Source organism: Agromyces cerinus subsp. cerinus, from assembly GCF_900142065.1.
Taxonomy (GTDB): Bacteria; Actinomycetota; Actinomycetes; order Actinomycetales; family Microbacteriaceae; genus Agromyces; species Agromyces cerinus.
Genome location: NZ_FSRJ01000001.1, coordinates 133,703 through 159,914, shown reverse-complemented (window position 1 = coordinate 159,914; position 26,212 = coordinate 133,703). Strand labels below are relative to the sequence as shown.

The 26,212-nt window shown below is 70.4% G+C and carries 21 protein-coding genes; 12 read left to right on the top strand and 9 right to left on the bottom strand.

The window, feature by feature from the left end:
* Nucleotides 1-18: 18 nt before the first annotated feature.
* From hpaH to hpaD, 6 genes are all read left to right on the top strand, one after another.
* Entirely contained in the window at nt 19-804 is a 786-nt protein-coding gene (gene hpaH, locus BUR99_RS00745; RefSeq protein WP_074259382.1) for a 2-oxo-hept-4-ene-1,7-dioate hydratase, read from the top strand.
* Nucleotides 801-1,625, top strand: a complete 825-nt coding sequence (locus BUR99_RS00740) for an aldolase/citrate lyase family protein (protein ID WP_200802640.1) — start codon at nt 801-803, stop codon at nt 1,623-1,625. The genes hpaH and BUR99_RS00740 overlap by 4 nt, the downstream gene beginning before the upstream one ends.
* Before the next feature lie 74 nt (nt 1,626-1,699).
* Nucleotides 1,700-3,214, top strand: a complete 1,515-nt coding sequence (locus tag BUR99_RS00735) for a fumarylacetoacetate hydrolase family protein (protein ID WP_074258490.1) — start codon at nt 1,700-1,702, stop codon at nt 3,212-3,214.
* Nucleotides 3,211-3,900: a GntR family transcriptional regulator gene (locus BUR99_RS00730; protein ID WP_074258489.1), complete on the top strand. Its 690-nt coding sequence runs from the start codon at nt 3,211-3,213 to the stop codon at nt 3,898-3,900. Before BUR99_RS00735 ends, BUR99_RS00730 begins: the two co-directional genes overlap by 4 nt.
* 53 nt (nt 3,901-3,953) lie before the next feature.
* The gene (gene hpaE / locus BUR99_RS00725; RefSeq protein ID WP_074258488.1) at nt 3,954-5,450 is read left to right on the top strand and encodes a 5-carboxymethyl-2-hydroxymuconate semialdehyde dehydrogenase; all 1,497 of its coding nucleotides are present in this window, start codon (nt 3,954-3,956) and stop codon (nt 5,448-5,450) included.
* A 46-nt stretch (nt 5,451-5,496) separates the two neighbouring features.
* Nucleotides 5,497-6,639 (top strand): 3,4-dihydroxyphenylacetate 2,3-dioxygenase, encoded by a 1,143-nt coding sequence (gene hpaD, locus BUR99_RS00720; RefSeq protein ID WP_074258487.1) that lies wholly within the window; start codon nt 5,497-5,499, stop codon nt 6,637-6,639.
* Nucleotides 6,640-6,758: 119 nt separating this feature from the next.
* Here hpaD and BUR99_RS00715 read toward each other — a convergent pair whose 3' ends face one another.
* From BUR99_RS00715 to BUR99_RS00700, 4 genes are all read right to left on the bottom strand, one after another.
* Nucleotides 6,759-8,504, bottom strand: coding sequence for a glycoside hydrolase family 36 protein (locus BUR99_RS00715; protein ID WP_074258486.1), 1,746 nt, complete (start codon nt 8,502-8,504; stop codon nt 6,759-6,761).
* 11 nt (nt 8,505-8,515) lie between these two features.
* Complete coding sequence (locus BUR99_RS00710; RefSeq protein ID WP_074258485.1) at nt 8,516-9,361, bottom strand: carbohydrate ABC transporter permease; 846 nt, start codon at nt 9,359-9,361, stop codon at nt 8,516-8,518.
* Nucleotides 9,358-10,371 carry a carbohydrate ABC transporter permease gene (locus BUR99_RS00705; protein WP_084183496.1) on the bottom strand — a complete coding sequence of 338 codons (1,014 nt, stop codon included), beginning with the start codon at nt 10,369-10,371 and terminating at the stop codon, nt 9,358-9,360. The genes BUR99_RS00710 and BUR99_RS00705 overlap by 4 nt, the downstream gene beginning before the upstream one ends.
* A 73-nt stretch (nt 10,372-10,444) precedes the next feature.
* Nucleotides 10,445-11,791, bottom strand: coding sequence for an ABC transporter substrate-binding protein (locus BUR99_RS00700; protein WP_074258484.1), 1,347 nt, complete (start codon nt 11,789-11,791; stop codon nt 10,445-10,447).
* A gap of 107 nt (nt 11,792-11,898) precedes the next feature.
* Between BUR99_RS00700 and BUR99_RS00695 the strand changes: the two genes are divergently transcribed.
* Both BUR99_RS00695 and BUR99_RS00690 read left to right on the top strand, forming a co-directional pair.
* Nucleotides 11,899-14,043, top strand: coding sequence for an alpha-galactosidase (locus BUR99_RS00695; protein WP_084183494.1), 2,145 nt, complete (start codon nt 11,899-11,901; stop codon nt 14,041-14,043).
* Nucleotides 14,040-15,458, top strand: a complete 1,419-nt coding sequence (locus BUR99_RS00690) for a glucosidase family protein (protein ID WP_074258482.1) — start codon at nt 14,040-14,042, stop codon at nt 15,456-15,458. The genes BUR99_RS00695 and BUR99_RS00690 overlap by 4 nt, the downstream gene beginning before the upstream one ends.
* Before the next feature lie 54 nt (nt 15,459-15,512).
* Here BUR99_RS00690 and BUR99_RS00685 read toward each other — a convergent pair whose 3' ends face one another.
* Complete coding sequence (locus BUR99_RS00685) at nt 15,513-16,571, bottom strand: LacI family DNA-binding transcriptional regulator (RefSeq protein ID WP_084183643.1); 1,059 nt, start codon at nt 16,569-16,571, stop codon at nt 15,513-15,515.
* Between the two features lie 182 nt (nt 16,572-16,753).
* On the opposite strand from BUR99_RS00685, the gene BUR99_RS00680 reads away from it, so the two are divergent.
* Nucleotides 16,754-17,959 carry a metallophosphoesterase family protein gene (locus BUR99_RS00680; RefSeq protein WP_074258481.1) on the top strand — a complete coding sequence of 402 codons (1,206 nt, stop codon included), beginning with the start codon at nt 16,754-16,756 and terminating at the stop codon, nt 17,957-17,959.
* A 57-nt stretch (nt 17,960-18,016) separates the two neighbouring features.
* Here BUR99_RS00680 and BUR99_RS00675 read toward each other — a convergent pair whose 3' ends face one another.
* On the bottom strand, nt 18,017-18,817 hold the full coding sequence (locus BUR99_RS00675; protein WP_084183493.1) for an alpha/beta fold hydrolase: 801 nt from the start codon (nt 18,815-18,817) through the stop codon (nt 18,017-18,019).
* On the bottom strand, nt 18,814-19,416 hold the full coding sequence (locus BUR99_RS00670) for an isochorismatase family protein (protein WP_074259378.1): 603 nt from the start codon (nt 19,414-19,416) through the stop codon (nt 18,814-18,816). The genes BUR99_RS00675 and BUR99_RS00670 overlap by 4 nt, the downstream gene beginning before the upstream one ends.
* Nucleotides 19,417-19,629: 213 nt before the next feature.
* On the opposite strand from BUR99_RS00670, the gene BUR99_RS00665 reads away from it, so the two are divergent.
* Complete coding sequence (locus BUR99_RS00665) at nt 19,630-21,063, top strand: aldehyde dehydrogenase family protein (protein ID WP_074258480.1); 1,434 nt, start codon at nt 19,630-19,632, stop codon at nt 21,061-21,063.
* A gap of 145 nt (nt 21,064-21,208) precedes the next feature.
* The gene (locus tag BUR99_RS00660; protein ID WP_074258479.1) at nt 21,209-21,796 is read left to right on the top strand and encodes a TetR/AcrR family transcriptional regulator; all 588 of its coding nucleotides are present in this window, start codon (nt 21,209-21,211) and stop codon (nt 21,794-21,796) included.
* A 79-nt stretch (nt 21,797-21,875) separates the two neighbouring features.
* Here the strand turns inward: BUR99_RS00660 and BUR99_RS00655 are convergent, their stop codons facing one another.
* Nucleotides 21,876-23,987 (bottom strand): primary-amine oxidase, encoded by a 2,112-nt coding sequence (locus BUR99_RS00655; RefSeq protein WP_074258478.1) that lies wholly within the window; start codon nt 23,985-23,987, stop codon nt 21,876-21,878.
* Nucleotides 23,988-24,060: 73 nt separating this feature from the next.
* On the opposite strand from BUR99_RS00655, the gene BUR99_RS00650 reads away from it, so the two are divergent.
* On the top strand, nt 24,061-24,606 hold the full coding sequence (locus BUR99_RS00650) for a hypothetical protein (protein ID WP_074258477.1): 546 nt from the start codon (nt 24,061-24,063) through the stop codon (nt 24,604-24,606).
* A gap of 33 nt (nt 24,607-24,639) precedes the next feature.
* Here BUR99_RS00650 and BUR99_RS00645 read toward each other — a convergent pair whose 3' ends face one another.
* Nucleotides 24,640-26,175, bottom strand: coding sequence for an APC family permease (locus BUR99_RS00645; RefSeq protein WP_074258476.1), 1,536 nt, complete (start codon nt 26,173-26,175; stop codon nt 24,640-24,642).
* Between the last annotated feature and the right edge of the window lie 37 nt (nt 26,176-26,212).

Here is a 26,212-nt window from a genome sequence, read left to right as displayed (position 1 = left end):
GACGAAGTGGAGCACATGTTGCTGGACCAGACCCGGATCGAAGCGATCGCCGACGAACTCGTCGCGGCGCACCACGACCGAAGCACCGTGCCGTTGCTCACCGCCAGGAACCCCGGAATGACCGTCGACGACGCCTACGCCGTGCAGAGCGTCTGGGCGAAGCGACGCCAGGCCGACGGCGCCCGTCTCGTGGGTCGCAAGATCGGCCTCACCTCGAAGGTCATGCAGGTCGCCACCGGCATCACCGAGCCCGACTACGGCGTCATCTTCGACGACATGGTCGTCGAGTCCGGGGCATCCGTCGAATTCGACCGCTTCTCGAACGTGCGCATCGAGGTCGAGCTCGCCTTCGTGCTCGCCAAGCCCCTGCAGGGGCCGGATGTCACGATCTTCGACGTGCTCGACGCCACCGCCTACGTCGTGCCGGCGCTCGAGATCCTGAACTCGCACATCGAGATGCAGGGACGCACGATCGTCGACACCATCTCGGACAACGCCGCGATGGGAGCCATGGTCGTCGGCGGCCGACCGGTGAAGGTCGACGACGTCGACCTGCGCTGGATCTCGGCACTGCTCTACCGCAACCAGACGATCGAGGAATCGGGCGTCGCCGCCGCGGTGCTCGGCCATCCCGCCATGGGCGTCGCCTGGCTCGCGAACAAGCTCGCCCAGCACGAGCAGTCGCTCGAAGCGGGCGAGATCATCCTCGCCGGATCGTTCACCCGACCCATGTGGGTCGAGCGCGGCGACACCGTGCACGCCGACTACGGACAGCTGGGAGCAGTCACTTGCCGATTCGAATGAACCTTCCCGAGACCCTCACGGCCCGCGTCGCGGCCTCCGACCGCCCGCTCGTGGGCATGTGGGTGTGCTCCGGCAGCCCGATCATGGCCGAGATCGCCGCGGGCAGCGGCCTCGACTGGGTGCTCATCGACGCCGAGCACTCCCCCAACGGACTCGAGTCGATCCTCGCGCAGCTCTACGCCGTGTCGGCCTACCCGGTCGCACCCGTCGTGCGCCCGCCGATCGGCGACACGGTGCTGATCAAGCAGTACCTCGACCTCGGCGTGCAGAACCTGCTCGTGCCGATGGTCGACTCGGCCGCGCAGGCCGCCGAGCTCGCACGTGCGGTGCGCTACCCCGCCGACGGAGTGCGCGGCGTCGGCGCCGCCCTCGCCCGATCGTCGCGCTGGAACCGGGTCGACCGGTACCTGCACGACGCCGCGTCGACGATCAGCCTCACCGTGCAGATCGAGTCGGCGACCGCCGTCGCGGTCGTGGAGGAGATCGCCGCGGTCGACGGCGTCGACGCCCTGTTCATCGGCCCCGCCGACCTCGCGGCCTCGATGGGTTTGATCGGCCAGCAGTCGCACCCCGATGTCGTCGAAGGCGTGCTGCGGTCGATCCGCGCGGGAATCGCGGCGGGCAAGCCCGTCGGCGTCAACGCGTTCGTGCCCGCCGATGCGGAGCGCTACCTCGCCGCAGGTGCGTCGTTCGTCTCCGTCGGTGCGGATGTCGCGATCGTCGCCCGCGCCTCGGAGGCGCTCGCCGATCGGTTCATCCCGGCGGGTGCACCGGCGTCCGCCACCCCCGACGCTCCGCCCGTTCCCCGCGCCGGCTACTGACGGAGCGTGTCGAGCGCCGCTCGACACCTTCCGTCGGATCGTATATCATTTCAGATATCTAGAGACGAGGACAAATGACCTCCGGCATCCCCACCCCCGGCAAGATCATCGCCGTGCACCTCAACTATCCCTCGCGTGCAGCGCAGCGCGGCCGCACGCCCGCCCAGCCGAGCTACTTCCTGAAACCCGCATCCTCGCTCGCCCCCACCGGGGCCACGCTCGAACGCCCCGCGGGCACCGAGTTGCTCGCCTTCGAGGGCGAGATCGCGATCATCATCGGCGAGCCGGCCCGGCGCGTCTCCCCCGCCGAGGGCTGGAAGCACGTGGCATCCGTCACCGCGGCCGACGACTTCGGCCTCTACGACCTGCGCGCCGCCGACAAGGGCTCCAACGTGCGCTCGAAGGGCGGCGACGGCTTCACGCCGCTCGGCCCGGCCGCGATCCCCGCCGAGGGCATCGGCGAAGGCGACTGGCGCGTGCGCACCTGGGTGAACGGGCAGCTCGTGCAGGAGGACACCTCCGACACGCTGCTCTTCCCCTTCGGCCGCCTCGTCGCCGACCTCTCGCAGCTCATGACCCTCGAGACGGGCGACGTGATCCTCACCGGCACGCCCGCCGGGTCCTCGGTCGTGCTGCCCGGCGATGTCGTCGAGGTCGAGGTCGACGCCCCGGGCGCTCCCGGCGCACCCACGACCGGCCGACTCGTCACGACCATCACGCAGGGTGCCGCCGAGTTCGGCGACTTCGGCACCAAGCCCGCCACCGACGACCTGCAGCGCGTCGAGGCCTGGGGCAGCGACGAGGAGCTCGCCGCGGCCGTCGCCGCCGGCCGCGCATCGGCGCCCGCCTCGACCGCCGCAGCGGATGCCGCGGCTCCCGCTGATCCCGCCTTCGAGCTCACCGACGAACTGCGCGCCGACTTCGGCCGCGTCGCCGTCGCGACCCTCTCGGTCGCACTCCGCAAGCGCGGCTACCACGACATCTTCATCGAGGGTGTCGCGTCCACCCACCCTGGCGACCGCATCGTCGGCCGCGCGAAGACGCTCCGGTTCATCCCGTTCCGCCCCGACCTCTTCCAGAGCCACGGGGGCGGCTTCAACGCGCAGAAGCTCGCCTTCGACACCGTGGCACCCGGCGAAGTGCTCGTGGTCGAGGCCCGCGGCGAGCGCGGCACCGGCACCGTCGGCGACGTGCTGGCCCTCCGCGCCCAGGTGCGCGGCGCCGCCGGCATCGTCACCGACGGCGGCGTCCGCGACTTCGACGCCGTCGCCGGGTTCGCGATCCCCGTGTTCTCGCAGGGCGCGCACCCCTCGGTGCTCGGCCGCCGCCACGTGCCCTGGGAGGTGGATGTCACGATCGCCTGCGGCGGCGCCGCGGTGCAGCCCGGCGACGTCATCGTGGGCGACGGCGACGGCGTCATCGTGATCCCGCCGCAGCTCGTCGAAGAGGTGCTCGCCGAGGCGCTCGAGCAGGAGCGGCAGGACGCCTACGTCGCCGAGCAGGTCGCGTCCGGGGCATCCGTCGATGGGCTCTTCCCCATGAACGCCGAATGGCTCGCCCGCTACCGCGCGGCACAGGAGGCGCGATGAGCCCCCAGACGCAGACCGACCGCTCGACCGAGAGCAAGTCGCAGCAGGCGTACCGCTTCATCCGCACGCGCATCGACGACGGCCGCTACGTGCCCGGCTACCGGCTCGTGCTCGGGGCGATCGCCCGCGAACTCGACGTCTCGGTCGTGCCCGTGCGCGAGGCGATCCGCCTGCTCGAGGCCGAGGGGCTCGTGACCTTCGAGCGCAACGTCGGCGCCCAGGTCGCCCTCATCAAGGAGACCGAGTACCTGCACACGATGGAGACGCTCGCGCTCGTCGAGGGCGCGGCGACGGCGCTCTCGGCACCGTTCATCTCGGCCGACCACATCGCGCGAGCGCGCGAGATCAACGAGCGGATGCGTCGCACCCTCGACGACTTCGAACCGACGCGCTTCACCGAGCTGAACCTCGAGTTCCACGCCGTGCTCTTCGAGGAGTGCCCGAACCCGCACATCCTCGACCTCGTGCACCGCGGGTGGAACCGCATGACGGTGCTGCGCGACTCCTCGTTCAGCTTCGTGCCCGGCCGCGCGCACGAGTCGGTCGAGGAGCACGAGCGCATCCTCGCACTCGTCGAACAGGGCGCCGACGCCCTCGAGATCGAGCTCGCCGCGCGGCGCCACCGCACCGCGACACTCGACGCCGTGCTGGCCGCCCAGTCGCGGCATCCGCTGCCCGCGCCCTGATCGCGCCCACTGCTCTCCGCTCTCCCTTCCCGACGAACCGAAAGCCGCTTCACATGACGCACTACATCCCCGAGGACCTGCCCGACCGCATCCGCCACTTCATCGACGGCGAGTTCGTCGACTCCGTCGGCGGCGAGACGTTCGACGTGCTCGACCCCGTATCGAACGAGACCTACGTGCAGGCAGCCGCAGGCCAGCAGGCCGACATCGACCTCGCCGTCGCCGCGGCGAAGCGCGCGTTCGACGAGGGCCCCTGGCCCCGCATGCTCCCCCGCCAGCGCTCGCGCGTGCTGCACCGCATCGCCGACCTCATCGAGGCGCGCGACGCCCGCCTCGCCGAGCTCGAGACCTTCGACACCGGCCTGCCGATCACGCAGGCGCTCGGCCAGGCGCAGCGCGCCGCCGAGAACTTCCGGTTCTTCGCCGACCTGATCGTCGCGCAGCGCGACGACACCTACAAGGTGCCCGGTCGCCAGGTGAACTACGTGAACCGCAAGCCGATCGGCGTCGCCGGCCTCATCACGCCGTGGAACACCCCGTTCATGCTCGAGTCGTGGAAGCTCGCCCCCGCGCTGGCGACCGGCAACACCGTCGTCTTGAAGCCCGCCGAGTTCACGCCGCTGTCGGCGTCGCTCTGGGCCGAGATCTTCCGCGAGGCCGGCGTGCCCGACGGCGTCTTCAACCTCGTCAACGGCCTCGGCGAGGAAGCCGGCGACGCGCTCGTCAAGCACCCCGACGTGCCCCTCATCTCGTTCACCGGCGAGAGCCGCACCGGCCAGATCATCTTCGGCAACGCGGCCCCGTTCCTGAAGGGCCTCTCGATGGAGCTCGGCGGCAAGTCGCCCGCCGTCGTCTTCGCCGACGCCGACATCGACTCCGCGCTCGACGCGACCGTCTTCGGCGTCTTCTCGCTGAACGGCGAGCGCTGCACCGCCGGCTCCCGCGTGCTCGTCGAGCGCGCGATCTACGAGGACTTCGTCGCCCGCTACGCCGCGCGCGCGAAGAACATCGTGGTCGGCGACCCGCACGACCCGAAGACCGAGGTCGGGGCGCTCGTGCACCCCGAGCACTACGAGAAGGTCATGTCCTACGTCGAGATCGGCAAGACCGAGGGCCGTCTCGTCGCCGGCGGCGGACGCCCCGAGGGCCTCGACACCGGCAACTACGTGGCCCCCACGGTGTTCGCGGACGTCTCGCCCGACGCCCGCATCTTCCAGGAGGAGATCTTCGGGCCGGTCGTCGCGATCACGCCGTTCGACACCGACGAGGAGGCGCTCGAGCTCGCGAACAACACGCGCTACGGCCTCGCCGCCTACATCTGGACCAACAACCTGAAGCGCGCCCACAACTTCGCCCAGTCGGTCGAGGCCGGCATGGTCTGGCTGAACTCGAACAACGTGCGCGACCTCCGCACCCCCTTCGGCGGTGTCAAGGCCTCGGGCCTCGGGCACGAGGGCGGATACCGCTCGATCGACTTCTACACCGACCAGCAGGCCGTGCACATCACCCTCAACGAGGCGCACTCGCCGCGTTTCGGCACCTCCAAGTAGCGGCACCGGCCCCGCGACATCCGCTCAGAGAAGAGAAGGCACCATCATGACCGACCCCGTCATCACCCCCGATTCGCCCGAACCCGTCGTGACGGCCACCGACCCGGTGCCCGTGCCGGTGAACCGCATCCCGACGCCGAAGGCGCCCGCGCCCGACATCCTGCGCTGCGCGTACATGGAGCTCGTCGTCACCGACCTCGAGGCCAGCCGCAAGTTCTACGTCGACGTGCTCGACCTCATCGTGACCGAGGAGGACGAGAACACCGTCTACCTCCGGTCGTTCGAGGAGTTCATCCACCACAACCTGGTGCTCCGCAAGGGCCCCGTCGCCGCCGTCGCCGCGTTCAGCTACCGGGTGCGCAGCCCCGAAGAGCTCGACAAGGCCGTGGCCTTCTACGAGGAGCTCGGCTGCCGCGTCGAGCGCCGCACCGAGGGCTGGACGAAGGGCATCGGCGACTCCGTGCGCGTCGAGGACCCGCTGGGCTTCCCGTACGAGTTCTTCTACGACGTCGAGCACGTCGAGCGACTCGCCTGGCGCTACGACCTCTACACGCCCGGCGCGCTCGTGCGCCTCGACCACTTCAACCAGGTCACGCCCGACGTGCCCCGCGCCGTCGCCTATATGGAGGACCTCGGCTTCCGCGTCACGGAGGACATCCAGGACGAGGCCGGCACCACCTACGCGGCATGGATGCGTCGCAAGCCCACCGTGCACGACACCGCCATGACCGGTGGCGACGGCCCGCGCATGCACCACGTGGCATTCGCGACCCACGAGAAGCACAACATCATCGCGATCTGCGACAAGCTCGGCGCGCTCCGCCGCTCCGACGCCATCGAGCGCGGCCCGGGCCGCCACGGCGTCTCGAACGCGTTCTACCTGTACCTGCGCGACCCCGACGGCCACCGCGTCGAGATCTACACGCAGGACTACTACACGGGCGACCCCGACAACCCCGTCGTCACGTGGGACGTGCACGACAACCAGCGCCGCGACTGGTGGGGCAACCCCGTCGTGCCGAGCTGGTACACGGATGCCTCGCTGGTGCTCGACCTCGACGGCAACCCGAAGGCCGTGGTCGCCCGCACCGACTCCTCCGAGATGGAGGTCACCATCGGCGCCGACGGCTTCTCGTACACCCGCAAGGGCGACGAGGAGCAGGGCTTCAAGCTCGGCAACACGCTCTAGCTGTACCCGTTCAGCACGCAGAGACGGCGCCCGGCGCCCCGGATCTCCGGGCGCCGGGCGGCGTTCGCGTGTCCAGGGCACGCGCGGTGTGCCGCGCGGACCTGCGTGCGGAATCGACCTCAGTCGATCGCGAGCTCCGCGATCGACCACGGCGGCACGGGCAGGAAGCCCTGCGCCGCCAGCTCGACGGAGATCGACGCGGCGCCGGTCGCCTCGCCGGTGAGGACGGCGAGCCCGGCCGCCGACGGCGTCGCGGCGCTGCTCCGGTAGGCGAGCTGCCCCGCCCCCGACGCGTTCAGCACGACGAGTCGGCGCACCCCGTCGAGCGCGAGGTCGACGACGCTGCCCCCGTAGGCCGCGACGAAGAGCGTGTCGCCGAGCCGGGCGGTCGCCGTCGGGTAGCCGTCGATGGGCAGGCCGGCGGTGATCTCGCCGTCGAGCAGCACGTCGCGCAGCTCGCGCCACGCACCGAGCACCGCGGTGACCTCGGCACGGTGCGACGCCGGAAGCGACGCCAGCGGCATCGAGATCTGGGGCACGCCGAAGAACGCGCCGAACAACTGCCGCACCGCCACATCGGGCGACGCCGTCGGATCCCACATGATGGGGTCGGCGTGCACGATCTGCCCGTTCGCGAGCAGGCGCAGGTCGAGGATCGACCGGCGGTTCTGGACCGCGTCGGCCGGGCAGTCGTCGGCACGCACGACGTCGGCGTAGGACGCCACGGCCGGTGACACGTACGGCTGGCGGAACTCGATCAGGGCGCCCGGACGCTCGAGGTCCACGGCATCGGCGACGCCGCTCAACAGCACCGTCATCGCCTCTCCCACGTCGGCGAGGTCGCCGGTCGACGGCTCGCCCGCGTAGACCATGGCGTTGTTCAGGAAGTCGATCTTGAGCCCGTCGAGGTCGTAGTCGCGCATGAGCCGCGCGCACGTCTCGACGAGGTGCTCACGCACCTCGGGATGCCTCGGGTCGAGCACCCATGCCCGCAGGCCGTCGGAGTAGTGCGTGGCGAAGGGGCGAAGGCGCGCGAACGCCTCGCTCTGCTCGCCGAGCAGGAGCGGCGCGATCCAGAGCACGACGTCGAGGCCGCGCGCGTGCAACCGGCCGGAGAACGCGGCGAGGTCGGGGAACTTCGCCTCGTCGGGAACCCAGTCCCCGCAACCCGCGTACCACCGGCCGTCGCCGAAGCGCTGCCAGCCGTCGTCGATGAAGACCGAGCGGCAGCCGAGTTCCGCTGCGACCACGACGTCGGCCTCGACGACCTGCTCCGAGATGCGCTGCGAATGGGCGTACCAGGTCGAGTACACCGGCTCTCGCGACGCCGTCGACGCGGGGCGCACCGGCAGATCGGCTCGCACGGCCTCGGAGACCGCGCGGATCGCCTGGGCGTACGGCATCGCCTCGCCCACGACCACGAGGTCGAGCCCGGACTCGAGTTCGGCCAGGCGCCCCTCGATCGGCAGCCGTACGACGAAGGTCTTCTCCTCCTCCGAGACGCCGTACTGCAGCTCGCCCTCATGCACGAGGCAGTCGAACCCGAAGGCGAGTCGACTGCTGCCGTCGGCGTCGTAGAGCGCTCCGATCGGGGCGGATCGCACCGCGCTGAAGGCGTCGCGCCCGGCCCAGTCGGCCGGGAGCCCGCGGCCGCCCGAGAGCCCCGGGTTCCAGTACCCGGTAGCATCGCCGAGCGGCAGCTCGAGCACGACCTGGCCCTCGCCCTGCACCGCGAGGCGGATCCTCACGAGTCCGCCGTCCTCGCCCTGCCCGGACACCCGGACCGCACCGCCGGTACCGAGGCGAATGCCCCTGGGGAGCTCGGTCCACTCGATGAGCGAGAGGTGGTGGTCTTCAAGTAGCACGTGCAGGACTCCTATTGCTTGACTGCGCCGGCGAGGATGCCGGCGACGAAATGACGCTGCAGGAACAGGAACAGCACCAGGATCGGCAGCACCGACAGGAGCGTTCCCGTCATCAGCTGCCCGTAGTCCGTGGTGCCGATGCCCTGCAACGAGGCGAGCGAGACGGGGATGGTGAATGACTCGGGCGTGCGGAGCACCACGAGCGGGTACACGAACTCGTTCCACTGGGCGAGGAACAGGAAGATCGCGAGCGCCGCGAGCGCCGGCCGGACGGTCGGCAGCACGATCCGGGAGAACACGCGGAACTCCCCGGCACCGTCGACCCGCGCCGCCTGCAGCAGCTCGTCGGGCACCGCCTGCATGGTCTGGCGCATGAGGAAGATGCCGAAGGGCAGGGCGAGGTTCGGCAGGATGAGCGCCTGGTAGGTGTCGAGCCATCCGAGCGTCACCATGATCTGGAAGAGCGGCACGAGCGTCACCTGCGAGGGCAGCGCGAGCGTGACCAGCACAGCGCCGAACAGCAGGCCGCGTCCGCGGAACTCGAACTTCGCGAACGCATAGCCCGCGGCGGTGCAGACGACGAGGCCGAGCAGCGTGTACACGGATGCGACGAGCACGGAGTTGCCGATCGCGCGGCCGAAGAGCGTGTCGCTGAGGAGCCCGGTGAGGTTGTCGAAGAACGCCGGGCCGGGCAGCACGTTGGGCGGGGAGGCGAAGATCTCGCGCGACGGATACGTGGTGGCGATGATGAGCCAGTAGAACGGCAGCAGCATGACCACGGCGCCCGCGGCGATCGCCGTGGTGAGCACGAGGGACTTGGTTCGGCGCCCGCGCACGCCGATGAGCGACTCGGTCATCGGGTCTTCTCCTTCGGAGACGTCGGCTTCTTCAGGGAGATCGGCTTCGGCGCCCGCTCGCGGAAGAGGCGGAACTGGATGAGCGACACCACGGCGATGATGACCGTGAGTGCGTAGCCGATGGCCGATGCGTACCCGAAGTCGAAGTACTTGAAGCCGTTCTGGTAGAGGTACATCCCGACGGTGAGCGTGGCGTTGTCGGGCCCGCCGTTCGTGAGCACGTACGGCTCGTCGAAGAGCTGGAGGGTGCCGATCGTCGAGAGCACGACGGTCAGCAGCAGCGCCGGGCGGAGCCCGGGCAGGGTGATGTTGCGGAAGCGCTGCCATCCGTTCGCGCCGTCGACCTGCGCCGCCTCGTAGAGTTCGCCGGGGATCGATTGCAGCTGCGCGAGGTAGATGATCGCGTTCTGGCCCGTGTAGTGCCAGGTCATCGCGATCACGATCGAGATCTTCGCCCAGAACGGATCGACGAGCCACGGGATCGGGCCGATGCCCACGTAGCCCAGCAGTTCGTTCACGATTCCGGCACTGGAGTCGAAGAGCGCGCTGAAGAGGATGCCGTAGGCGACGAGGCCCATCACGATCGGCACGAAGAACGCCATGCGGAAGAACGCCCGGCCCTTCAACAGCAGCGAGTTGAAGGCGACCGCGAGCACGATGCCGAGCGCGAGCATGAGCGGCACCTGCACCACGAGGATGAGCGCGGTGTTGCCGAGCGCCGTGTAGAAGAGCGGGTCGTTCAGCAGGCGCAGGTAGTTGTCGAGTCCGACGAAGGTGATGACCCCGCCGATGTTCGAGGTGAGGCTCGTCCAGAACGCCGAGAGGTACGGGTAGAGCTTGAAGCCGAGGAACAGCACGATCGTCGGCAGCAGGAAGAGGTAGGGGGTGATCCGCGGGTGGCCGATCGAGGATCGGCGGCGGCGCCGAGGCGGCCTCGGGGCAGCGTCGAGCGGTACCGCCTCCGCGGTGGGGCCGGCCGTCGCGCGGGCGGTCGAGGAAAGGACATTCATGTGTGTTCGCTCCATGGGAGGGTGCGCCGACCCGCGATGTCGCTGGACATCGCAGGCCGACGCACCCGGTCCGTCAGTCGGCCAGCTTGCGACCGGTCTGCTGGGCGACCTGGTCGGCCGCCTCGTCGAGCGCCTGCTGGGGGTCGGCTCCCGAGAGCAGCACCCGCGTCTGGGCGTCGGTGTAAGCCTTCAGTGCACGCGCGTAGTCGCTCGTGTAGTTCAGGGCGGGGGTGTCCTGTGCGAGCTCTGCGATGAAGATCGCGTTCGGCGACTGTCCGTTGAAGTACTCGCTCGGCGCGGCGAAGCCCTCGGATTCGAGCATCGGCTTGTAGCCGGGGAACATGCCGCCGCCCTCGTAGACGAGCTTCTGGCCCTCGAGCGTGCCGAGCGCGAAGTTCACGAACTCCCACGCCGTCTTCTGGTTCTTGCTCGCCGTCGGGATCGACAGGTAGGTGCCGCCGTTGACGGCCGCTGTGATGCCGCCGGGCTCGACCGACGGAGGGAGCCGCACGCCCCAGTTGCCCGCCATCTCGGGGGCCTCGTTCTCCATGACGCCGGCCATCCAGCCGCCGGCGGGCATGATGGCCGTGGGCTTCTCGCCGCGCAGCTGCGCGAGCAGGTTGTCCCAGCTGCCCTGGATGTCACCGACGATGCCGAGATCGTTCGCCTTCTTGATGAGTTCGAGGGAGTGGACGCCGGCTTCGCCGTTCATCGTGATGTCGCCGCTCTCGTCGAAGTAGAACGAGTCCTGCAGCGCGGTCTGGAGCTGCCACAGACCGGCCGAGTCGGCCTCGGTCGCCGCCTTGTCCTGGTTGTAGAGCGGAACGCCCGTCTTCTCCTTGATGGTCACGCCGGCATCGATGAGCTGGTCCCACGTCTCGATCGAGTCGATGTCGATACCAGCCTGCTCGAAGATGTCGCTGCGGTAGAAGAATCCGGTGGCGTTGACCTCGTAGGGAATGCCGTAGACGGCGCCGTCGGCGCCCGAACCGCTCTTCCATGCCCCCGAGGGGAACTCCGACTCCAGCGACTCCGCGCCGAAATCGCGGAGGTCGACGAGCTGACCGGGGAACTGCTCGACGTAGTTGCCCATGTAGTCGATGCCGATGTTCATCACGTCGGGCAGCCCCTGGCCGCCGGCGGCCATGCCCGTCGTGATCTTCTCCCAGATCGCCGGGTTGCCGACATCCTGCACGTCGACCTCGACGTCGGGGTAGAGCTTCTGGAACGCCGGGATCGCGGCCTCGAGGCCGTCACCGGGCGCATTCCAGGTCCAGATCGTGATCTTGCCCGACACCTCGCCATCGGTTGCGTTGTTGTCGGCCGATGGCGCCGAGCATCCGACGAGTGCCGCAACGGCGGCGATGGCGGTTGCTGTGACCGCCACCCCGCGTGATCGCTTGTTCAACGTGAACCTCATTGTTCGCAGTCCTTTCTCGGTGAGTCGCGTCATCGGCGACTCGGCGACAGTAACATATTGCTCGTATATATGCAGCAGGAGTCTGCAAACTTGCAATGGAGGAAGTCATGGCTGAAGCGGTGTTCCATCTGCGCGCAGGAGGCGTGAGCGTCGTCATCGAGGCATCCGGCACCACCCTGCCGGTGATCTGCCATTGGGGACGCGACCTCGGGTCCCTCGACGAGCGCGCCCTCGCCCGTGTCGTCGAGCATGCGCACGGCACCCGCGTGACGAGCGAGCCGGATCGCCCGCTCGCGGTCGGAGTGCTGCCCGAACCGAAGCAGGCCTGGATGGGCCCGCCCGGACTCACCGGGGATCGCGACGGCCGCGCCGGCTTCCCCGACTTCGACGCCGTGCTCACCGAGTTCGAACGGGTCGATTCGGCGACCGTCGCGCAGCGACTGGTCTCCACCGCGACGGATGCCGCGAATCGGCTCGCCGTCCGCTTGGAGTTCGAGCTGCTCCGCTCCGGCCTCCTGCGCGTGCACGCCGCCGTCCGCAACGACGGTGAGGAGCGGTACCGGCTCGACGGGCTCGACCTCGCGCTCCCCGTACCCGGCCGCACGGCGGAGCTGCTCGACTTCTCGGGCCGGCACAACGGCGAACGCCGCCCGCAGCGCACGACGATCACCGACGGCACCCACCTGCGGGAGCAGCGGCGCGGACGCTCGGGGCCGGACGCGGTGACGCTGCTCGTCGCCGGTACCGACGGCTTCGACTTCGGTCGGGGCGAGGTCTGGGCGGTGCACCTCGGCTGGTCGGGCAACCAGCGTCTGTGGGCGCACCGCACGAACGGCGGGCGCACCGCCCTCGGAGGCGGCGAGCTGCTGCTGCCCGGCGAGGTCGAGCTCGATCCCGGCGAGGAGTACGAGATGCCCTGGCTGTACGCCGCTTACGGCGATGGCCTCGACGATGCATCCGCTCGCATCCACGACGCGCTGCGCGCCCGACCGACGCATCCCGCCGTCGGCAGGCCGGTGACCCTGAACACCTGGGAGGCGGTGTACTTCGACCACACGCTCGAACCGCTCACCGAGCTCGCCGCGCTCGCCGCCGAAGTCGGCGTGGAGCGGTTCGTGCTCGACGACGGCTGGTTCCTCGGCCGCCGGCACGACCGCGCCGGGCTCGGCGACTGGACCGTCGACCGCGAGGTATGGCCGCACGGCCTCGCACCGCTCGTCGATCGCGTCCGCGAACACGGCATGCAGTTCGGCATCTGGTTCGAACCCGAGATGGTCAACCTCGATTCCGAGCTCGCCCGCGCCCACCCCGAGTGGATCCTCGCACCGCAGCACCGGGACGCGCCGCTCGCCAGGCAGCAGCTCGTGCTCAACGTCGGCCACCCCGACGCGCGCGCATACCTCCGCGATCGCATCGTGGAGCTCGTTTCCGAGCATCGCATCGACTACGTCAAGTGGGACCACAATCGCGACCTCGTCGAACCCGTCGATCGCGTGACCGGCCGAGCGGCCGTCCATCGCCAGACGCAGGCCGTCTACACCCTCATCGACGAGATTCGCGCGGCCTGCCCGTGGCTCGAGATCGAATCGTGCTCGGCCGGTGGCGGCCGCATCGACCTCGGCATCGCCGAACGCACCGACCGGTTCTGGACGAGCGACTCGAACGACCCGCTCGAGCGCCAGCGCATCCAGCGCTGGACGAGCCTGCTGATGCCGCCCGAGCTGCTGGGCGCGCACGTGGGCGCTGCGACCGCCCATGTCACCGGTCGCACCAGTTCGATCGACTTCCGCGCCATCACGGCGATGATCGGCAGTTTCGGCATCGAGTGGGACCTCCGCGAGGCGACCGACGACGAGCGCGCCGCACTCACCGGATGGATCTCGGAGTTCGTGCGCCTGCGCCCGCTCATCGAACGCGGGAGGCTGCACCGCCTCGAGAGTGAGCCGGCGATCCTCGCGCAGACCCTCGTCTCGGCCGACCGTCGGCATGCGATCGCGACGATCGCGACGATCGACTCCCCCGCGCACCTTCCCGGACCCGCGCTCCGGCTCGCAGGGCTCGACCCCGCGGCGAGCTATCGCGTGGCCCGGGTGCGGCCCGACGTGGCCGCCGACCCGACGTCGACCCGCCGCCAGCCCGACTGGTGGTCGGAGGCGGGCATCTGGCCCGGCGCCGTCCTCGCCGAGGTGGGGCTGCCGATGCCGATCCTCCGCCCCCAGGAGGCCGGCCTGATCGAGCTGGTCGCGCAGTGACCGGGCTCCGCATCGCGACCGACGACGCGTCCCTCGCGGAGATGTTCGACTGGGCCGTTCGGAGCGCGACCCGCTTCGTCGTGTCCGACGGCAGCCACGGGCCCCTCGACGTGTCCGAAGCAGACGCCGGCCCGCATCGCACGGCCGACTACCGGGCGAGCTATCACGCCGGCTACCGGTTCCGCAGCGGCTACTACCTTCGCGACTTCGCGCATCAGGCGGTCGGTGCGCAGCTGCTCGGGCTCACGCGGCACAACGCCGCGATGCTCGAGAGCTTCGTCCGTACCGCGACCCCCGAGCACGGCGGCTGGCCCGTGTGGGCGCTGAACTTCGACCGCATCACCCCGCTCGCCATCGACTACCGCGGGCCCGACCGCTTCGTGCGCGAGCTGCCCGCCGTCTTCGAGCTCGTCGAACTCGTGCACGTGCTCTATCGATGGACGGGCGACCGTTCACTCCTCGAGCATCAGGGGTTCTGGCGACGCACGATGACCGACTTCGTCGCGGCCCACGATCGGAGCTTCCCGAACGGCGTGGCGGAAGCCGACGGCCCCGGCATCTTCGACGGCGCCGCGAGCTACAACGAGCGGCCGGCCGGCCCGCTGCTCGAGGCGGGCGATGCCTTCGCAGCGCAGTACGCAGCGAACCGCCACGCCGCGAGCCTCGAGTCCGCCATCGGCGAGCACGAAGCGGCCGAGCGGTTCGCGGCGGTCGCCGAGCAGCTCGCCGCGGTCTTCGCCCGCGAGTGGGGCGCTCAGGATCGATCGGTCGGCGAACTCGTCTCCGCCCGGGACGCCGAAGGAGGACCGGTGCGGGAATGGCTGAAGGAGGCGAACTGGTTCCCGCCCCTCAAGGGGCTCGTCGACAGCGACCACCCGAACCGGGCCGCAGTACTCGAGCACCTCGACCGCGCGTGCCGTGACGAGGCGACCGCGCCGCGCAACGTCGAGGCGCTCAGCTACGTGCCCGAGGTGTTCCTGCGGCACGGGCGCCCCGACACGGCATTGGAGTGGATGCGCACCGTGTACGACGCGCGCGACGCACCGCACGAGGTCGCCGCGCAAGGCCGGAACGGCGACTACCCCGAGGTCTCGTTCACCCTCGTCGCGCAGATCGTCGCCGGATTCCTGGGCCTCGAACCGGATGCGGCCGCCTCGGCGGTGACGACCCGGCACGCGCTGCCGCGCGGCGTCGGCCGCCTGGCGGCCGACCACATCCCGTTCGGCGACGGTCGCATCGGTGTCGGCGTGCGGCTCGACGATGAGGTGTGGCTCGAGAACCTCACCTCGCGCGAGCTCGCGTGGACGCCGGTTCTCGCCCGTGACGACGGCTTCCACGATCCCCACCTCGGCGGGCGGCGCACTGCGGACGCCGTTCGGGTGAGGCCCGGGGAGCGCCGCACGATCCCCCTGTGAACGCAGGGCGCGAATCGGTGGACGCAGGGCGCGAACCGGTCAGACCGGAGCCGGTCAGACCGGAGCCGGTCCGGTCGATTGCCGCAGCCGCAACTCGGGGTCGATGAGCGCCTCGGTGGCCTGCACCGCGCGGTTCTGGATCAGGGTGACGATCGTCCTCACGCAGCTCTCGGCGAGGCTCTCGACCGGTTGCCGCACCGTCGTGAGCGGCGGGTCGGTGAAGTCGAGCATGTACGAGTCGTCGTAGCCGATGACCGAGAGGTCCTTCGGCACCTCGAGGCCGCGCCGGGTCGCCGCCCTGATGGCGCCGAGCGCCATGTCGTCGCTGGACGCGACGATCGCCGTGACCCCGAGCGGCAGGAGCTCGTCGGCGGCGTGGCGTCCGCCGTCGACGCTGAAGTGATGTCGCACCACGAGGTCCTCCGCGTCGCTCAGCCCCCGGGAGTCCATCGCTTCGAGGAAGCCCTCGACCCGTCGGTCGGCCGGGGTGTTGCCGACCGGTCCCGCGCACATCCCGATGCGCCGGTGGCCGAGGTCGTACAGGTGCGACACCGCGATCTCGGCGGCTTGCCAGTCGTCAGTCGACACGACCGGGGTGCGGGAGTCCGCGAACGCGCCGTTGACGCTCATGTACGGGATGCCGCGCGACTCGAGCAGCTGCCGCGCGACGGGATCGGCGTTGCGGAGCGTGTTGCTCGATGAGAGGAACACCACCGCCGCGATCCCTGCGTCGAGCATGACCTCGATGTAGTCCCGCTCGACGACGGAGCCGGGTACGACCGGGCAGATCACGGCGCGCAGCCCGTGCGGGTTCAACTCGCTCTCGATCGCGGTGCACATGGCGGCGAAGATCGGTCCTTTGAGGGCGGGAACGAGCAGGAGCACGATCTCGCCCTTGACCGCGCGCTCGTAGCCGATCTCTTTGAGTGCGCGCTCCACCTGCTCCCGGGTGCTCGCCGAGACGCCGTACTTGCGGTTGAGCACGCGGCTCACGGTCGCCTCGCTGACGCCGGCGATCGCAGCTACCTCCGCGAGGCGCACGGTTCCGGCCGGCGACCGGGTCCGACGAACAGCGCCGACCTTCGGCGTCGGATCTGCGGTCGAATCTCCCATGCGGTCCATTCTTGCGGATACTTCGCCCCCTGCACCCATTCGAGCGGCCGTTCGAATCGCGCCGCCCGGTGGCGCGGCATCCCGCTCCGTTCACCTTCCCGACGCCCGCGGGTCATCCGCCATCTCTAACCTCGGCCGCGGCGCCCCTGCCGCGCCGCCACCGACGAACAGGAGAACGACCGATGACAGAGAAGTCGCCCATCAGCCGCCGGACCATCCTCACCGCAGGAGGTCTCGGCGTGCTCGGCGCCGCGGCGCTCCCGACCGCCGCACATGCCGAGACCGGCGACGCCGAACGCGGCGCAACCGGCAGCCCGCGCGCCAAGGCGCCGAAGCTGCGCTTCCGCGCCGACGGCACGTTCAAGGTCGTGCAGTTCAACGACACGCAGGACGACGAACTGACCGACCGCCGCACCGTCGAGCTCATCGAGAAGACGCTCGACGCCGAGACGCCCGACTTCGTGCTCATCAACGGCGACGTCATCACCGGCGGGTGCGAGACCCGCCTCGCCGTGAAGCAGGCGATCAACAACGTCGTCTGGCCGATGGAGAGCCGCGGCATCCCGTGGGCCGTCACCTACGGCAACCACGACGAGGACTCGCTGCCGCAGTCGGGGGTCGACGAGGCGATGATGCTCGACTTCTACCGCAGCTACGACTGCAACATGAACGCCGAGAACATCGCCGGCGTCACGGGAACCGGCAACACGATCGTGCCGATCCGCACAGCCGGCCGCGGCAACGACACGGCCTTCAGCCTCTGGCTCCTCGACTCCGGCCGGTACGCGCCCGGCACCATCGACGGGCAGGACTTCGCCGGCTACCCCGCGTGGGACTGGCTGCGCATGGACCAGGTGTCGTGGTACCGCGAGGAGTCGCAGCGCCTCGAGAAGAAGTTCAAGCGCAAGGTGCCCGGCCTCATGTTCATCCACATCGCGCTCTGGGAGCACCGCTTCATGTGGTGGGGCGGCGTCGACACCCGCACCGCAGCGGATGCCGCGCGCGGACGCACCCGTCACGGCATCGTCGGCGAGCGCAACGAGGACGAGTGCCCCGGCCCCATCAACTCGGGCATGTACAACGCGATCCTCGAGCGCGGCGACGTCAAGGGCGTCTTCGTGGGCCACGACCACGTCAACGACTACGTGGGCAACTACTACGGCGTGCTGCTCGGCTACGCGCCGGGCACCGGCTTCGGCGCGTACGGCCTGCCCGGCGCTGAGCGCAACCGCATGCGCGGCGGCCGGGTGTTCGAGCTCACCCAGTCGGGTGAGGACGTCGACATCGCGACGCGCGTGGTCTACGCGCGCGACTACGGCATCGACCTCACCGCGAACGACCAGCCGATGGAGCCGACCCCGCTCGCGCCGAAGCAGGCGGCGATCTGACGCTCCATCGAATCGGACCGCGGGCGGGTCGGCGCATCGGCGCCGGCCCGCCTGCGTTCACGATGCGGCGAGGAAGGCGAGCGCCGCGGATTTGAACCCCCGTGACGTGAGCGTCGAGACGTGGTCGCGACCGGGCACCGAGACGAAGTCGGCGCCCCACTCGCGGGCGAGCTCCTGCGCGCCGGCGGGCACGGGATCGTTCTCGCCGGCGACGAACAGCACCGGGATGCCGCCGGGGATCGCCAGCGGTGCGCCCGAGACGCCCTCGATGACGGCGAGCAGGGCCTCGCGGTCGGCGCCGGCCCTGATCGCGGGACGCAGCACCTGCTCGATCACCGGGTCGCGCGGCGCCTCGTCGCGGAGCAGCACGGCGCGCGCGTCGTCGATCGCCCACGTGGCGAAGAGCTCGTCCGGCCCGGCGCCGCCCACGACGACCCGGCGCACCCGCTCGGGGGCGCTCGTCGCGAACGCCGAGACCACGCGGTTGCCCATCGAATATGCGACGACGTCGGCGACGTCGACGCCGGCGGAGTCGAGCACGGCGATGAGGTCGGCCCCGAGCAGCTCCGGTGCGTACGAGTCGGCGTCGACGGGCTTGTCGCTCGTGCCGTGGCCCCGGAGGTCGAGCGTGATGGTCGTGCGCCCGGCGTCTTCGAGGGCGCGCACCCAACCGGTGCCCTCCCACGTGATCGCGGCGTCGGAGGCGAAGCCGTGCACGAGGAGGACGGGCGGCAGCACGGCATCGGAGACGCCGCCGCCGCCGGCCGGCTCGACCGCGTGCACGCGGTACCCGATGAGCACCCCGTCGGGGGCTTCCGCGTAGAGGGTCGGGGTGGTCGCCGGGCCGGCCTGCCTCACGAGGCGGCCTCGTCGAGCACCGTCGACTCGGCGATGACGACCCCGGCGTGCCCGAGCTCGGCGAGCGCGGTCGCCGACGACTCGGCGGCGACGCCGGCGACGAGGTCGGTGAAGACCCGCACGTGCTGGCCGTGCTCGACCGCGTCGAGCGCGCTCGCCCGCACACAGTAGTCGGTGGCGAGACCGACGACGTCGATGTCGGTGATGCCGCGGGCGGCGAGCACGTCGCTCACGCTCGCGCCCGCGTCATCCGTGCCCTCGAAGATCGAATACGCGGGCACGCCCTGCCCCTTGCGGATGTGCACGTCGACGGCCGAGGTGTCGAAGTCGGGGTGATAGTCGGCACCGTCCGTGCCCTCGACGCAATGCGGCGGCCAGGTGGCGACGAAGTCGGGCTCGGCGTCGACCGCGAAATGGCCGCCGTTGTCGTGCTCGCCCGAGTGCCAGTCACGGGATGCCGCGACGAGCGCGTAGTCGCCCCGGTGCTGCTGCAGCAGGCGGGTGATGCCGGCGGCGACCGCGGCTCCGCCCTCGACGCCGAGCGCTCCGCCCTCGGTGAAGTCGTTCTGCACGTCGATGATGAACAGGGCCCGGGTCATGGCTCGCTCCTTCGCACGTCGATCACGGCACGGCTCGGCCGCTGCGTCCATTCTTCCAGCGATCGGCAGCGGCGTGCAGGGTTCGACGCACGGTTCAGCGCATGGCGAACCGCTCCCGGTCCTGCGCGCACGGTCAAGCACGCCGCACGCATGGACAAGGCCCCGCGCACCCGCTCTGCCTACCGTGGAACCCCGACTCAACGTGGAGGAACCATGGACAGCCCGACCCCCGTGCTCGAACAGACGCGCGACGACCTGCTCGCCGAGATCCAGTCCCACGACGGCGAGCGACGCGAGATCCTCGACCCGGCGACCGGCGAGGTCGTCGGACATGCACCCGTGCACACGGTCGACGACCTCGAACGCGCCGTCGCCCGCGCGAAGGCCGCCCAGCCGTCATGGGCCGCGCTCGGGCATGAGCGGCGCAGCGAGCTGCTCATGCAAGCCGCCGACGCGATCGACGCCGAGGCCGAGGCGCTCGCGCGCATCCTCTCGCGCGAGCAGGGCAAGCCGCTGAACGGCCCCAACGCCCGGTTCGAGGTCGGCGGGGCGTCCGGCTGGCTGCGCGCCGCCGCCGCGACCCCGCTCGAGGCCGAGGTGGTCTTCGACGACGGCGAAACGCACGCCGAGCTGCAGTACCGCCCGATCGGCGTGGTGGGCGCCATCGGCCCGTGGAATTGGCCGCAGATGATCACGGTCTGGCAGGTCGGACCCGCCCTGCGCATGGGCAACACGGTGGTCGTGAAGCCCTCGGAGTACACGCCGCTCAGCGTGCTCGCGCTCATCACGGTGATCAACCGCGTCCTGCCGGAGGGTGTCGTCGAGATCGTCTCGGGCGGCCGTGAGATCGGCGCCGCGCTCTCGTCGCATCCGGCGGTCGGCAAGGTCATGTTCACGGGTTCGACGGCGACCGGCAAGGCGATCATCCGCAGTTCGGCCGACACCGTCAAGCGCCTCACGCTCGAGCTCGGCGGCAACGACGCCGGCATCGTCCTGCCCGACGTCGACCCGAAGGCGATCGCCGAGGGGCTGTTCTGGGGCGCGTTCATCAACACGGGCCAGACCTGCGCCGCGCTGAAGCGCCTCTACGTGCACGACCGCGTCTACGACGCCGTGTGCGAGGCCCTGGTCGAGGTCGCGGGCGCGATGCCGATGGGCGTCGGGCTCGACGAGGCGAACGTGCTCGGCCCGCTGCAGAACCGCCAGCAGTTCGACATCGTCGACCGGCTCGTGGAGTCGGCGAAGGCGTCGGGTGCGCGCGTGCTGCTCGGCGGCGAGCCCGACCGCGAACAGCCCGGGCACTTCTATCCGACGACGCTCGTCGCCGACATCGACAACGCGAGCCCGCTCGTGCAGGAGGAGCAGTTCGGTCCGGCGCTGCCGATCATCCGCTACCACGACGTCGACGAGGCGATCGCCCTCGCGAACGATGTCGAGGTCGGGCTGGGCGCCTCGGTGTGGGCCGCCGATCGCGACGAGGCCCGACGCGTCGCCGCGCGCATCGAGGCCGGCACCGTGTGGATCAACTCACACGGCACGATCCACCCGATGGTGCCGTTCGGCGGCGCGAAGCAGTCGGGGTACGGACTCGAGTTCGGCGTCGAGGGCCTGAAGGCGCTCGGCGTGCCGCAGGTCATCAACGGCTGATCCTCGGGCTTCCGCGGACACCGCGGACGGGCCGGGAGCGCGCGTCGCTCCCGGCCCGTCCGCGTGCTTCCGGCGTCGGCCGACACCGCACGCGTATCGTGGACGGCGACCGCGACGCCTGCGCCGCCGGTCGCGAGAGGGGACCATGCCGAAGATCGTCGACCACGACGAGCGCCGACTCGAGATCGTGCGCGCGACCTGGCGGCTCATCGCCGAGAAGGGGTTCCGCGCGACGACCATGCGCGAGATCGCGAAGTCGGCAGGGGTCGCCAACGGCGGGCTCTTCCCCTACTTCCGCAACAAGGAAGAGCTGATCGGCGCCACGTTCGAACACGTCTACTCGGCGACCAACGCGAGGTTCGCGGCGGTTCGCGCCGACCTCGAGGGCATGGCCGCGCTGCGCGAGCTCATGCTGCAGATCTTCCCGCTCGACGAGGAGCGCATCCTCGAGGCCCGCATCGTGATCCCGTTCTGGGAGTACGCGGCCAACGAACCCGACCTGCTCGCGCTGCACGAGCGCACCATGGACGAGTGGCGCGTCGAGATCGCCGATCACCTCGAGCGGGCGAAGCAGCTCGGCCAGGCGCGCGCCGACCTCGACGTGGCGGTCGCCACCGACCATCTCATGGCCTTCGTCGACGGCGTGCAGGTGATCGCCGTCGTCTCCCCCGGGAGCGCGGCGCCCGCGCGACTCACGCGACTGCTCGACGGCTACCTCGACCTGCTGCGCTGACACCGGGCGCGATCCACGACTCACGACACGGCCGGATGCCGCGGCTGCGACATCCGGCCCGTGACACGTCAGTGCGTGGTCAGTGCCCGTGACCGGCGCAGGCGCACGCCCCGGCCTCGCAGCGACATCCGCTCGCCTCGCGACCTTCGCGACCTTCGCGACCTTCGCGACCCTCGTGGACCGCGTGGGCCGCGTGCCCGCTCGCCTCGTGACCGGGCTGAGCGGCGCCGGTGTGGCAGGCCATGCCGAGCGCCGCCGACGACGGCACGTTCAGCGTGGGGTTGCGGCCGAAGAAGCCGTAGGGCTTCAGCGTGAACTTGGCGGTGTCGACGGGCATGACGGGCCAGTCCTCGACGCGCGGGAAGTGCGTCGGACCGAACGTGTGCCAGAGCACGATGTCGTCGCCGTCGATCGACCGGTCGGCCGCGGTGTACCGCGGCAGGCCGTCACCGCCGGGGCCCTGGTTCACGAGGTCGCCCGCCGGGTACCGCTCGGCCTGGTCGTACCTCGTGACCCAGAGGTGCTTCCGGGTGAAGCCGGCTCGCTTGGCGATGACCGATTCGGGGTCGGCGAGCAGGGTGGGCGAGCCCTGGGCGATGAGCTCGTAGCCGACCGGGCGGCCCAGGCGGTTCGTCTTCTCGGTGTTCACGATGTGCCAGGTGCGCCCGGCGATGGGATCCGCGTCGCGCGCGCCCTCGACCTCGGTGCGCAGGCGCGTGCTCCGCTTGGTGAAGGCGTTGCCATATGCGTTGCCCTCGCCCATCGGCACCCTCGCGGCGTCGACCTCGTCGACCGCGTTGGCGAGGCCGTCGACCATCATGTCGAGGCGTGCACTGAAGAGGTGCTGGTGGTACGGCGCCCCGAGGCCGGGCGCCACCTCGCTGGCATGGTCTCCGGCCGCGGCGTCGAAGGCCGACGTGAAGAGCACGCCCGTGAGCTTGGCCTCGCACTCGATGGTGCCGTCGAGGTAGAGGTACCAGTAGAAGCCGTAGTCGTAGTTGCCGACGGTAGTGAAGAAGCTGATCACGAGCCGGCGCTGGCGGCGCACCTCGTTCGAGCCGGTGTAGATGTCGGTGTGCTTCCAGAGGGTGCCGTAGTCCTCCTCGTGCATGCAGATGGCGTTCGGGATGACCCGGGGGTGCCCGAACTCGTCGGCGATCGTCGCGTCGAAGTAGCGGATCTCGCCCAGGCAGTCGCACCCGAGCTGCAACGAGTTCGCGTAACGGCCGAACACGTACTCGCCGGTGTCGAAGTAGTTCTGCCAGAAGCGCGCGGGTGAGGGGTCGCCGTAGGGCACGACCATCTCGGCGATCGAGGCACGGTAGACGATGTCGCGCTCCTCGCCGCCCTGGTCGGCGTCGACGTAGCGGATGCGACGCAGCACGAGCCCTTCTCGGGCGTCGAAGGCGAGCGAGAAGCGCCAGTTCGCCCAGCTCACCCGGTCGTCGTCGACCGAGTAGCTCGGCCCCTCGGGCTGGCTGATCTCGATCGGCTTCAGGGTGTCGAGCGGCGCGCCCTGCACCGCCGGGTCATCGAAGTTGCCGCCCTCGGCGGGGATGTCGTAGACGTGGTGGTCGATGAGCTCGAACATGCGCCCCTCGATCATGTCGACGTAGGCGCAGAGGCCGTCGACGGGGTGTGCCCAGCAGTGGTCCTGCTCGTTCTCGCGCATGAAGGCGAGCACGCGGATGACGCGACGGCCCGCCTCGGCCTCGAAGCCGTAGTTGCCGGCCGAGAGCGGCGCGAGGGCGACCTGCTCGTGCGTGATGCCGCGCTTGGCGAGGGCGTCGTGCCACGCCTGCTCGGCCCCGAGGAGGTCGTAGATCGCCTCGAACTCGACGTCGAGGATCGGCACGTGGCCGTTCGCGCCGTCGATCGCCTCGTTCGAGAGCACCGCACGGTCGGTGATCGAGACGCGGAGATCGGCCGACGCCCCCGTCGACCGGTCGAGCACCAGGGCGCGCACGATGCGTGGCAGTTCAGCGCCCGCGAGCACGTCGGCCTTGGCCGGTTCGTCGAGGCCGAGGTAGACGAATCGCGTCGCCTCGCCGATGAGCGCGGCCTCGTGCAGGATGACCCGGGCCGCGTCGATCTCGTCGGCCGAGAGTCCGCGCAGCGGGTCGTTCGCGACGGCGTGCGACGGCGCATCGGGGCGCCGGCCGATCGAGTGGAGGGTGGACGTCGCTGTCATGTTGCACCTTTTTCTCTACGTTTGTCGAGTAATATAACCGCACGCACCGGAACAGGGAAGATTCGGAAGACGAATGGTCGAGATCGCGCACGGCGTCATGCTCCTCGGGACACTGGCCGGAACGGCCGCCGCGCTCGCGCCCGGCCGGGTACGGGCTCTCGACGTCGTGGCCGCCCTCGTCATGGCCGCTGCGATGCTCGACACGGTGTTCACCCGCCTGCTGCCCGGGCTCGCCTGGTCGGCGCTCCTCGTCGCCGCGGGTCTCGCCATCGGCATCCGGGCCCGCCGCGGCATCCGTCGCCCCGACCCGTCGACACGATGCGGCCGTCCGCTCGCCGACCTGCACCATGCCCTCGCCCTGATCGCCACCGGATGGCTGCTTGCCGGCGTCGGGGCGGCCGCGGCGACGTCCGCGACGTCCACCGTCCACCACGGCGGCACCGTGCTGCCGTTCCAGTGGCCGGCCGTGATCGCCGTGATCGCGCTCGGCGCGTGCGTGGCGACCAGGGCCGTGCGGTCGGGACGGGTGGCGCTGCGACACGGGGCGATGGCGGCGGGCATGACCGTCATGCTCGCCGCCATGGCCGCCCCGGCCGCCGTCGCCGCCCTCGGCTCGTAACCGCGTCGGGCACCGGCCGCCACTGCGCACGGCTCAGATCCCGCGGTGCCCCTCGCCGTCGATCAGGTCGGCCTCGGCCTCCTCGATACCGTGACCGATGCGGGCGTACAGCTCGGGATTCCGCTTCCGGATGGCGAAGCCCCAGATGACGCCGAGCACGCCGGGCACGATGAGCAGCGCGGGCAGCACGAACGTCACCGGCGTGGTCTCGGCCTGGCCGAGCAACACGTTGAAGTTCGCGACGATGAGCACGAACACCGTGAAGAGCACGACCGCCGAGATGAGCGGTGCGATGAACGTCGACCAGCGGCCGAGTCCGCGCCGGTCGCGGCGGAAGAACCCGATCACCGAGATGGCGATGATGCACATGAGCAGCACGAGCCCCATCGCCCCCGTGTTGGTCAGCCAGGTGAACATCGTGAGCACCGGGTAGAGGAACTCCGTCGGTGCGAAGTCGTTCTTCAGCCCCATGACCTCGCCCGCGAAGACGAAGCCGAGCGTGACCACGAGCGCGATGATCGTCTGCGCGAGCGAACCGGCCCACGGCGCACGGGAGACCGCGCGTACCGAGCCGAGTCGGGGGTGCAGCACACCCTCGCGTCCGAGCGAGTACAGGTAGCGCGCGACCGCGTTGTGGAACGACTGCAGGGCCGCGAACAGGCTCGTGAGGAACAGCACCTGCATGAGGTCGCTGATGATGACCGGTGCGTGCTCGCTCATGAAGACGAACATGAGGTCGGGGCCGTACGTCGCAGAGGCCTCGGCGATCTGCGACGGGCCGATGCCCACGGTGAACGCCCAGGCGCTGAACGCGTAGAAGACGCCGATGATCGCCACGGCCGCGTAGGTGGCGCGGGCGACGGTGCGCTTGGGGTCCTTCGACTCCTCGCCGTAGATCGCGGCCGACTCGAAGCCCATGAAGGCGGCGATGCCGAACGAGAGCACGGCACCGACGCCCGGCACGAACAGGTTCGAGAGCTCGAGGCCCGCCGTGCTCACGCCCTCCGGTGCGACCGAGAACGAGACGATGTCGAACACCAGCACGGCGACGAACTCGAGCGCCACGAGGATGCCGAGGACCTTCGCCGAGAGGTCGACGCGGTTCACCCCGAGCACGGCGACGACGCCGATGCAGACGAGGATCCAGAGCCACCACGGGGTCGCGATGCCGAGCTTCGCCTCGAGGAACATCGACATCTGGAACCCGAAGAGCCCGTAGATGCCGACCTGCATGGCGTTGTACGCGACGAGCGCCACGAGCGAGGCGCCGACGCCGAACGGCCGGCCGATGCCCTGCGCGATGTAGGCGTAGAAGGCGCCCGCATTCGTCACGTACCGGCTCATCGCGGCGTAGCCGACGGCGAACACGGCGAGCGCCGCGGCGAGCACGATGAAGCCGATCGGCACGCCGATCACGCCCGTGACCGCGAACGTGGTCGTGACGCCGCCGGCGACGACGGTGAGCGGGGCGGACGCCGCGATGATCATGAGGGTGACGGATGGCACGCCCAAGCGGCGGCGGCCGAGGCCGCCGCTCTGCTTCGGCGGAGTGGTCGTCGTGGAGGTCATGGCTGGGGGTTCCTTATCCGACGGGGAGCGAGCCACG

What these genes read in the sequence shown, in the direction of transcription:
- BUR99_RS00740 (WP_200802640.1), top strand. Translation starts at nt 801, where the DNA reads ATGAACCTTCCCGAGACCCTCACGGCCCGCGTCGCGGCCTCCGACCGC.
- BUR99_RS00735 (WP_074258490.1), top strand. Translation starts at nt 1,700, where the DNA reads ATGACCTCCGGCATCCCCACCCCCGGCAAGATCATCGCCGTGCACCTC.
- BUR99_RS00730 (WP_074258489.1), top strand. Translation starts at nt 3,211, where the DNA reads ATGAGCCCCCAGACGCAGACCGACCGCTCGACCGAGAGCAAGTCGCAG.
- hpaE (WP_074258488.1), top strand. Translation starts at nt 3,954, where the DNA reads ATGACGCACTACATCCCCGAGGACCTGCCCGACCGCATCCGCCACTTC.
- hpaD (WP_074258487.1), top strand. Translation starts at nt 5,497, where the DNA reads ATGACCGACCCCGTCATCACCCCCGATTCGCCCGAACCCGTCGTGACG.
- BUR99_RS00710 (WP_074258485.1), bottom strand. Translation starts at nt 9,361, where the DNA reads ATGACCGAGTCGCTCATCGGCGTGCGCGGGCGCCGAACCAAGTCCCTC.
- BUR99_RS00705 (WP_084183496.1), bottom strand. Translation starts at nt 10,371, where the DNA reads ATGAATGTCCTTTCCTCGACCGCCCGCGCGACGGCCGGCCCCACCGCG.
- BUR99_RS00700 (WP_074258484.1), bottom strand. Translation starts at nt 11,791, where the DNA reads ATGAGGTTCACGTTGAACAAGCGATCACGCGGGGTGGCGGTCACAGCA.
- BUR99_RS00695 (WP_084183494.1), top strand. Translation starts at nt 11,899, where the DNA reads ATGGCTGAAGCGGTGTTCCATCTGCGCGCAGGAGGCGTGAGCGTCGTC.
- BUR99_RS00685 (WP_084183643.1), bottom strand. Translation starts at nt 16,571, where the DNA reads ATGGGAGATTCGACCGCAGATCCGACGCCGAAGGTCGGCGCTGTTCGT.
- BUR99_RS00680 (WP_074258481.1), top strand. Translation starts at nt 16,754, where the DNA reads ATGACAGAGAAGTCGCCCATCAGCCGCCGGACCATCCTCACCGCAGGA.
- BUR99_RS00670 (WP_074259378.1), bottom strand. Translation starts at nt 19,416, where the DNA reads ATGACCCGGGCCCTGTTCATCATCGACGTGCAGAACGACTTCACCGAG.
- BUR99_RS00665 (WP_074258480.1), top strand. Translation starts at nt 19,630, where the DNA reads ATGGACAGCCCGACCCCCGTGCTCGAACAGACGCGCGACGACCTGCTC.
- BUR99_RS00660 (WP_074258479.1), top strand. Translation starts at nt 21,209, where the DNA reads ATGCCGAAGATCGTCGACCACGACGAGCGCCGACTCGAGATCGTGCGC.
- BUR99_RS00655 (WP_074258478.1), bottom strand. Translation starts at nt 23,987, where the DNA reads ATGACAGCGACGTCCACCCTCCACTCGATCGGCCGGCGCCCCGATGCG.
- BUR99_RS00650 (WP_074258477.1), top strand. Translation starts at nt 24,061, where the DNA reads ATGGTCGAGATCGCGCACGGCGTCATGCTCCTCGGGACACTGGCCGGA.
- BUR99_RS00645 (WP_074258476.1), bottom strand. Translation starts at nt 26,175, where the DNA reads ATGACCTCCACGACGACCACTCCGCCGAAGCAGAGCGGCGGCCTCGGC.